Here is an 8,603-nt window from a genome sequence, read left to right on the forward strand (position 1 = left end):
CACTAAATAGCGTTTAAGTCCTAATATGGTGGTCAGCCAAAGTACGGTTCAGATGAAGATTGATACCAACACCTTCGTCATAAAGCCCATGGGATTAAGTTGCCGCCTGTAGGCTTTTCTGATAAATCCAATTTGGCAAAAATAGCCAATGCATAACATATTATGGCAACTTCAAATAATTACATACAATCGAAAAATTATAGTATGGCAGAAATTGAACCCTCCCCGCGGCCCCGATGAGCGGGATCTCTGCGTCGCTCCGACAAGCCGCGGGGAATGTTCTGCCTGTAACGGCAGTGCTGCGCAGCACCGTAAGGATGAATGTCTATTTTCAGTTCGCTCGCTAACCCCGCCAAAAGCGGCGAGGAATGCGCTCACTATCGCGGTTCAATGCGTTAATTCCGTTTCACCGGTACCGCCGATGCCTCGAATGAAAAGGTCCACCAACGGGTCGGCCATGGTTACCAGATCGTATTGCCCGCCTGAATGAATCCAGGAGTTGATCACCTCATCCACAGCACCGTTGATGAACCGCTTGACCAGGCCCATGTATAGATCCTTCCGAATGGTTCCCTCTTCCTGGCCCAGTTCCACCACCTCGGAAATTATGTCTCGGTACATCTTGGACATCTCTTTGATCTGCTCGTTCCCGAGTCGCCGGTTCTGGTGGGTTTCCGCCTGATAGACGATGGCCATATTGCGGTCTTTCTGGAATTCCTGGAGATGGACGCGAATCAAACATCGCAGCTTCTCTTCGGCGGTTGCCGGTTGTCTGACCGCATCCCGAAAACGTTCGAAAATCTGACGGGTCTTGTACTGGTAGAATTGAACCAGAATATCGTCTTTGTTTTTAAAGTAGAGATAGATGGTTCCGTCCGCCACCCCAGCCTCTTTGGCAATCTGGGCAACTGTCGACTGAAAGTACCCCTGTTCTGCAAATACAGTAATGGCCGCCTCCAGAATACGCTGGTATTTATCCATATTTTTCTTTTTCGTGTTGATTGCGAACCTCCTGACAACAATATTTTATGAATGAATATTCATTCATTTATCAAAGGCAAAATCACCCTGTCAAGCTTTAACATTAAAAAACCCGAAAAACCGATGACAACCTGATCAAACCTTATCCGACTTTGATAAATCCAATACTAAACGTCTGCCGTTCAGGTTTCGCGGTCAATACCACATGGGGTCGATCCATAACTGCAAAATAATGAGTAACCATTCATTTCATGTTGACTTTGCTGCCGACAGACAATGCTTGGATTTGTCCTGCGGACGTATTTTACATCCTTTATATGTTGACATGATTGATTCACTCAGGTTAGTTTCGCTCCTTGGCTCATATCGATACGGTTCACGCTCACCCCTAATCCATGCGTGATCTGCATAACCCTTCATGGCATCGACCCCGTGTCATGATAAACAGGAGGAATGTCAAATGATTGTTGCGGAAAGAAAACCCTTTGAAGAGGTCAGGGCCATGGTCAAGGACTTTAAAAAAGTCCTTACCGTGGGATGCGGCACCTGTGTGGCGGTTTGTCTCGCAGGCGGCGAAAAGGAGGTCGGTGTGCTCAACTCCGAACTTAAAATCGCCCGCCGTATGGAAGGTGACCCCATCGAAACCGGTGGTGTTACCATAGAGCGGCAGTGCGACATGGAGTTTTTGGAAGAGTTGGATGGAATCGTGGATGAATACGACGCGATCATCTCCATGGCCTGCGGCGCCGGCATTCAATTTATCGCCGAACGCTTCCCTGAAATCCCCGTGTTTCCCGCTGTCGACACCAGTTTTATCGGCGTCAACCGGGAAGTGGGCTGGTATGAGGAGAGATGCCGGGCCTGCGGTACCTGCGTGCTGGGTATGACTGCCGGCATCTGTCCGGTCACCATGTGCGCCAAGGGACTGTTCAACGGACCCTGCGGCGGCACCAACAAAGGCAGCTGTGAAATCAATTCCGATCAGCCCTGCGCCTGGCAACGTATCCATGAGCGACTGGCCAAGCAGAATCGACTGCAAAATATCCTCGACATCTGTCCGCCCAACGACTGGCGGAATCAGACGCCCCGGACCATCGTTCAACCGGGATACAAGGATCGTCTTGCCGCATTCGGTATCAAATAGCCGAATCGCCAGCCAGCAAACACCAAAACGGAACAAGCCAATAGAAGGATTCCCAAATGAAATCAGGAAGCAATCTTGAAAAAATACTGCGTGCCGGAAATTTTGCCTTTACCGGGGAACTAGGGCCGCCTCGCGGAACCAACGTGGCGGTGGTGCGGGAAAAGGCCAAACATCTGGTCGGAATGGTGGACGCCGTCAATATTACAGACAACCAGACCGCAATGGTGAGAATGTCCAGCTGGGCCGCCTCGTTGATTGTCTTAGAGGAGGGGCTGGAACCCAACTACCAGATGGTCTGCCGGGACCGCAACCGCCTGGCCATGCAGGCCGACATCCTCGGCGCCTCGGCCCTGGGCATTCGCAACATGCTCGCCTTGTCTGGCGACCATCAGCAGTTCGGCGACCATCCTCAGGCCAAAGGCGTCTTCGACATCGACTCCACCCAGCTGATCGGGATGGTTAAAAAGATGCGTGACGACGGAAAATTCCTGGGCGGGGCGGACATTGACGAACCGCCCAAAATTTTTATTGGCGGGGCGGCCAACCCTTTTGCCGAACCCTACGAATGGCGGGTGCATCGCCTGGCCAAAAAAGTCAAGGCCGGCGTGGATTTCGTACAGACCCAGTGCATCTACAACATGGAGAGAATGCGCCAGTGGGTTAAGGAATCCGTGGATATGGGGCTCACCGAAAAGGTCTATATTCTGGCAGGTGTCACCCCCATGAAGAGTGTCGGTATGGCGCGCTACATGCAGCTCAAGGTCCCCGGCATGGATGTTCCCAACGAGATCATCAAACGACTACAGGGCGTGGGTAAAAAAAAGGTGGCTGACGAGGGCATCAAGATCGCCTGTGAACAGATCGAAGAATTCAAAGAGATGAAAGGCGTTGCCGGTGTTCATCTCATGGCCATCGAATGGGAGCACAAGGTGCCGGAAATTGCCGAACGGGCAAAAGTCCTGCCCAGACCCACGATCTGATCAACACCGCACATCCATTGTCAACCAACGATCACCAAAGGAGTTTTCAAGTGAGTACTGAATCTAAAAAAGTCATGGTCATTGGGGGCGGGATCGCCGGTCTGACGGCAGCCTGGGAGCTTGCCGGTCTCGGCACGCAGGTAGCGTTAGTGGAAAAGGCCGACTTTCTTGGTGGACACGCCATCCAGTATGCCTGCAAAGCCACCGACGAATGTCGCCAATGCGGCGCCTGCGCCGTCGAAAGCATGCTCAAGAACGTAGTCAACGAACCAGCCATTACCGTCCATCTGGCCACTGAGGTGGCCGGCATAAATAAAAATGGAAATTTTTCCGTTAACCTGAAAAAAACAGCGATCGACAAGGACCTGAAGGCCTGCGAAACCGGTTATACCGACAACCCGACCGGATGTTCGGCCGTCAGGGGCTACTCGCTGAACAATGCCAAATTCTACCAGGCCGACGGTGGTCTGAACCCGGAAACGACCGGCAGTGCTGATACCCTCGAGGTGGACGCCGTGGTCGTAGCCACCGGATTCGTGCCCTTCGACCCACGGCTCAAATCCACCTACCGCTACGACGAGTTGAAAAACGTGGTCAGCGGCATGGACCTGGAGTCAGGAAAACGGGCAAATGGCATCGTACTGAGGCCATCGGACGGCAAGCCGCCCAAAAAGATCGCCTTCATTCAATGCGTGGGCAGCCGGGACGAACGCCTGGGCAACCTGTGGTGCAGCCAGGTCTGCTGCCCCTATGCCCTGAGAACGGCCCAGGCCATGAAGTACAAGGACCCGGAACTGGACATCACCGTCTTTTACATGGATATCCAGAACACGGGCAATGATTTCCCCGTCTTCTACCAGCAATGCAAAGACGAAATGAAATTCGTGCGCAACATTCCCGTGGACATGTACGAGACCGAGGACGACCGCATCAGGACCCGCTTCATGACCGCTGAAGGCAACAGTGAAGTCGTGGAAGACGAGTTCGACCTGGTGGTGCTCTCTGTAGGTATCATGCCGGCAGCCGACAACACGACGCTGTCCGAAACGGTAGGCGCACCGCTCAACGGCGACGGATTCTTTGCCAGCGCCGACAAGTTGAACCGGGCATCCACCGGTCAGGCCGGCATTTTTGTGGCCGGCACCGCTTCGGGACCGAAAACCATTTCCGAATCCATCGTCCACGCAGGTCAGTCAGCCGGCGAAGTGATGAAATATCTGGGGAGGGCCTCATGACACAACAGACACAAATGGAAACCATCAACCTGGCCACCGATGTCTTGGTGGTCGGTGCCGGGATGACCGGCGTGAAGGCCGCGACCGAGATTGCCGCCACCGGATACAAGGTGGTGCTGATCGATGAGGGATCCGTCCTGGGCGAGGCGTCAGCCAATGCTGTCGTTGACCTGGACGGTGAAGAACAGGCTGCGCTGGATGCATGGATGACGACAGTCAACGATTCGGAGATGATCGAGGTCATGACCGGCACCCGCATGGACGGCGCTGCCGGCGTTCCCGGCGACTTTCGGGTGTGGCTGTCGGGCAACGACGACATCGTCGAAAAGTCCGTCGGTGCCATCGTGTTGGCGTCGGAACTGGTGGCCTGCCCCTTGAATGAGGCCTATGGCCTGAACCTGTCCGACACGGTGGTCACCCAAAGTCAGCTGGAAGCAGCCCTTGGTGAAAATCCGTCCGCATTGGCCGGGAAATCGGTAGCCTTCATGCTGGGCCTGGCTCAGGACGGCAACCCGTTGGTCCTGGAGCGGGTTTTGAAAAGCGTGCTGGCAGTGGAAAACATGGATGATACCAGCGCCTATGTGTTTGCCGGCGACCTGAAGGTGGCCGAGGACGGGCTGGAACGCCTCTACCTGGAATGCCGCGACAAGGGCACCATGTATGTCAAACTCAATGAAATGCCCACCGTGGTCCAAGAGGGCGGCAGCCTTTCCATCACCTATGACGATCCGGTCCTTCAGCGTAAAGTCCAACTAATCCCTGACATCATCGTGGTCGAAGAAGCCATCGGTGCCGACCGGGTCAACGCGGAACTGGCGGAAATGCTGAAAATCGATGTCGGATCCATGGGTTTTTTGCAGACTGACAACGTTCATCGTTATCCGGTTTCCACCAACCGCGAAGGCATCTTTGTGGTAGGCGGCAGCCGGCGGGTAAAAAAACGTTACGGCGCCCTGATGGATGCGGAAAATGCCGCCATCCGGGTCCGCAGCCTGTTGGGTGACGGCACCATCAGCGTGCCGGCCAACAAAGCGGTATTGGATACCGGTAAGTGCACCTTCTGCCTGACCTGCTACCGCTGCTGCCCCCATGGCGCTATCTACTGGTCCGCCGATAACAAGCCGGAAATTTCCCCGGTGGCCTGTCAGGGATGCGGTATCTGCGCGTCGGAATGCCCCATGGATGCCATCCAGATCGGCGACTTCAACGACGCCGACATGATTGATCAGGTGACCCAATCGGCTTCGGCCAAAGATGGCGACTACCCCACCATCGTGGCGTTCTGTTGCCAGAACAGTGGATTGGAGGCTGCCCGCATGGCCGACTCCTTCGGCATGCCCCTGCCCAAAGGGCTGAAAACCGTAACTGTGCCCTGTGCGGGCAAAGTGGACATCGACTATATCATGCACGCCCTGGCCGAAGGCGCTGACGGGGTGGTAGTCATGGCCTGTCACAATGGTAATTGCAAATCAGAAAATGGCAGCCTGTTCGCCGGATGGCGGGCAGCCAACGCCCAGGACATGATAGAATCCATCGGTCTTGAAAAAGACCGAATCTGTTTTGCCACGACGGCATCAAACATGGGGGCTGATTTTTCCCGTATCCTTATGGATATGGAAGCCACGCTGACGTCCAAATAATCAACTGGACACATTCAAACGCGCGTCGTTGCATCTGTTTGCAATGGCGCGCGTTTATTTTGAAAACAACACCGCCAAAGCAGTCGTTCACAGGCGGTAAAGCCGGTTTGGTCGTCCATCGGATGCGTTATACCGTCGGCCCAATTGAACCCTCCCCGCGGCAAGCCGCGGGGAATCTTCACCGCAAGGATGATAATCGATTTCCAGTTCGCTCGCTAACCCCGCCGCAAGCGGTGGGGAATGCACTCGCTATCGCGGTTCAATTTTTTCCTTGTGTTTTGCGCCTGATTCGTAAATAAGGATTAACTTGATTATTTGAATCATATTGGAATCGTCGGTAGTCAACTAACAACGGAGGAATTAACAGTATGGCTGATGAAGCGATCAAACTCGGCGGGAAAAAGCGATCTGTTTTCATCGACAAGGTGAAAGAGATTCTCCCCGAGGGAGGAAACCTGAACCTTTGCCTGACCTGTGGCGCCTGCTCATCAGGGTGTCCGGCAACGGGTCTGGAGGGAATGGATCCCCGAAAATTTTTGAGAATGGCAGCCCTGGGCATGGACGAAGAGGTCCTGAGCAGCAAATGGGTCTGGATGTGCACCATGTGCACGCGCTGCATGTATGTCTGCCCCATGAAAATCAACATCCCCCAGCTGGTATTCAACGCCCGGACCACCTGGCCTCGCGACCAACGCCCCAAGGGCATCCTGGGATCTTGCGATATGGCCTTGCGCAACGACACCTGCAGCGCCATGGGTGCCACGGAAGAGGATTTCCAGTTCGTGGTCGAAGACGTACTGGAAGAGTACCAGGAAGCCCAACCCGAATTCGCAGAGATGAAGGCCCCCGTCAACAAAAAGGGTGCCAAGTTCTTCCTGAACCAGAACTCCAGGGAACCGGTAACCGAGCCCGACGAGATGGTGCCCCTGTGGAAAATCCTGGACTTGGTTGGTGCGGACTGGACATATGGCACCAAAGGCTGGGCAGCCGAAAATTACTGCATGTTTCTGGGTGACAACGACGCCTGGAAACACATCGTCGAGGTGAAGAAAAAAGCGGTGGAGGATCTGGGCTGCGAGGTCTGGCTCAATACGGAGTGAGGGCACGAACTCTTCGCAGTCCGGTTCGGACTGGATAAATTCAAGCTCGACTACAACTTTGAAATCAAAAGCATCATTCAATACTACGCCCAATGGATCCGCGAGGGAAAGCTGAAGCCCAGTTCCGAGTGGAACAAGGAACGCCAGGTCAAGTTCACGGTTCAAGATCCCTGCCAGCTGGTGCGCAAGACCTTCGGTGACCCGGTGGCCGAGGACCTGCGCTTCGTGGTCAAGGCGGTGGTCGGTGAGGAGAACTTCATCGACATGCACCCCAACCGTTCCAACAACTTCTGCTGCGGCGGCGGCGGCGGGTTCCTGCAGTCCGGACTACCGGATGAACGCCGGACCTACGGCAAGCTCAAGGCCAACCAGATTCTGGCCACCAAGGCGGATTATGCCATCACCCCCTGCCACAACTGCCACGCCCAGATCCATGATCTGAGCGACCAGTTGGATCACCCCTGGCAGACCGTTCACCTGTGGACCCTGCTTTGCCTCTCTTTAGGCATCCTCGGTCCCAACGAACGCGAATACCTGGGTGACGACCTCAAGGATGTGGATGTGTTCCATCCCGAGTCGTCGAATATGTAATCGTTTTTAAGAACACTAAAGGCCGGCCCCTTATGGGTGCCGGCCTTTAGTGTTCTATCTTCATTTTTTCAGTAGTCGCTCCTACTCAAAATAGCTTGTATCTGTTGACGGTAATCAGTTTGACCGTTCAAAGTTGTTTCGACCTACTGACAATCTGCAAGCTTTAATCCAAGCTTCTAAATCCTCAAAGGAACACCCGATCGTTCCCCTCTGCCTTCTGTTTTTCTTAACCGTGAACCGGCAACTGTAAACCGTGAACGATTACATCAGCTCGGCACCTATAGAGGGTTTATCCCCACCCGTTTATGGCTTATGCTCCCTTGGACAATTTCACCGCACACACCTTGAACTCCGGAATCCCGGAAACCGGATCCAAGGCGGCATTGGTCAGTTTGTTGGCTGCCGCCTGGGCAAAGTGAAAGGGGATGAAAACGGTTCCGGCCACGGCTTTTCGGGAAACCCGAACCCGGGCCTGGATCTCTCCCCGTCGGGAAGCGATGATTACCCGATCACCATCCTCAACACCCATGCCCTGGGCATCGCCCCGCGTGATCTCCACAAAGGACTCCGGCGCCCGCTCGTTCAATCCCTCGGTCTTCATGGTCATAGTGCCGGTATGGTAGTGGTAGAGCACACGGCCGGTGGTCAGGTACATGGGATAGTCGTCGTCGGCCACTTCCGCCGGGGCAATCCATTCAAGGGCATGGAACATCCCTTTTCCCCGGGTAAACTGGGCCCCGTGCAAAATGGGGGTGCCGGGATGTTCCGGGGTGGGACAAGGCCAGTGGAGCCCCTCGTGTTCGATGCGCGGGTAGCTGATCCCGGCATAGGAAGGGGTGAGGCTGGCCAGTTCGTTGAAAATGGTCTCGCTGTCCTTGTAGGACATGGCGTAACCCATACGCGTGGCGATTTCGCAGGTGATCTTCCAGTCG

At 54.6% G+C, this 8,603-nt stretch carries 7 protein-coding genes; 5 read left to right on the forward strand and 2 right to left on the reverse strand.

Going from position 1 to position 8,603, the window contains the following annotated elements; translation table 11 throughout:
• Window positions 1-387: 387 nt before the first annotated feature.
• Window positions 388-981, reverse strand: a complete 594-nt coding sequence (locus tag QNK41_RS16430) for a TetR/AcrR family transcriptional regulator (RefSeq protein WP_319258857.1) — start codon at window positions 979-981, stop codon at window positions 388-390.
• A gap of 460 nt (window positions 982-1,441) precedes the next feature.
• Here QNK41_RS16430 and QNK41_RS16435 point away from each other — a divergent pair, with 460 nt between their 5' ends.
• The 5 genes from QNK41_RS16435 (at window position 1,442) to QNK41_RS16455 (ending at window position 7,671) form a co-directional block, all read left to right on the forward strand.
• Complete coding sequence (locus QNK41_RS16435; protein ID WP_319258859.1) at window positions 1,442-2,125, forward strand: methylenetetrahydrofolate reductase C-terminal domain-containing protein; 684 nt, start codon at window positions 1,442-1,444, stop codon at window positions 2,123-2,125.
• 56 nt (window positions 2,126-2,181) lie between these two features.
• The gene (locus QNK41_RS16440; RefSeq protein WP_319258862.1) at window positions 2,182-3,105 is read left to right on the forward strand and encodes a methylenetetrahydrofolate reductase; all 924 of its coding nucleotides are present in this window, start codon (window positions 2,182-2,184) and stop codon (window positions 3,103-3,105) included.
• On the forward strand, window positions 3,042-4,340 hold the full coding sequence (locus QNK41_RS16445) for an FAD-dependent oxidoreductase (protein ID WP_413815171.1): 1,299 nt from the start codon (window positions 3,042-3,044) through the stop codon (window positions 4,338-4,340). The genes QNK41_RS16440 and QNK41_RS16445 overlap by 64 nt, the downstream gene beginning before the upstream one ends.
• Window positions 4,337-5,980, forward strand: coding sequence for a hydrogenase iron-sulfur subunit (locus QNK41_RS16450; protein WP_319258866.1), 1,644 nt, complete (start codon window positions 4,337-4,339; stop codon window positions 5,978-5,980). The genes QNK41_RS16445 and QNK41_RS16450 overlap by 4 nt, the downstream gene beginning before the upstream one ends.
• A 368-nt stretch (window positions 5,981-6,348) precedes the next feature.
• Complete coding sequence (locus QNK41_RS16455) at window positions 6,349-7,671, forward strand: (Fe-S)-binding protein (RefSeq protein ID WP_319258868.1); 1,323 nt, start codon at window positions 6,349-6,351, stop codon at window positions 7,669-7,671.
• A 310-nt stretch (window positions 7,672-7,981) separates the two neighbouring features.
• Here the strand turns inward: QNK41_RS16455 and QNK41_RS16460 are convergent.
• Window positions 7,982-8,603: molybdopterin oxidoreductase family protein (locus QNK41_RS16460; RefSeq protein ID WP_319258870.1), on the reverse strand; the 622-nt coding region annotated here is incomplete at its 5' end.

Origin of the sequence: Desulfosarcina sp. (assembly GCF_033791525.1) — a bacterium.
Taxonomy (GTDB): Bacteria; Desulfobacterota; Desulfobacteria; order Desulfobacterales; family Desulfosarcinaceae; genus Desulfosarcina.

What these genes read in the sequence shown, in the direction of transcription:
- QNK41_RS16430 (WP_319258857.1), bottom strand. Translation starts at nt 981, where the DNA reads ATGGATAAATACCAGCGTATTCTGGAGGCGGCCATTACTGTATTTGCA.
- QNK41_RS16435 (WP_319258859.1), top strand. Translation starts at nt 1,442, where the DNA reads ATGATTGTTGCGGAAAGAAAACCCTTTGAAGAGGTCAGGGCCATGGTC.
- QNK41_RS16440 (WP_319258862.1), top strand. Translation starts at nt 2,182, where the DNA reads ATGAAATCAGGAAGCAATCTTGAAAAAATACTGCGTGCCGGAAATTTT.
- QNK41_RS16445 (WP_413815171.1), top strand. Translation starts at nt 3,042, where the DNA reads ATGGGAGCACAAGGTGCCGGAAATTGCCGAACGGGCAAAAGTCCTGCC.
- QNK41_RS16450 (WP_319258866.1), top strand. Translation starts at nt 4,337, where the DNA reads ATGACACAACAGACACAAATGGAAACCATCAACCTGGCCACCGATGTC.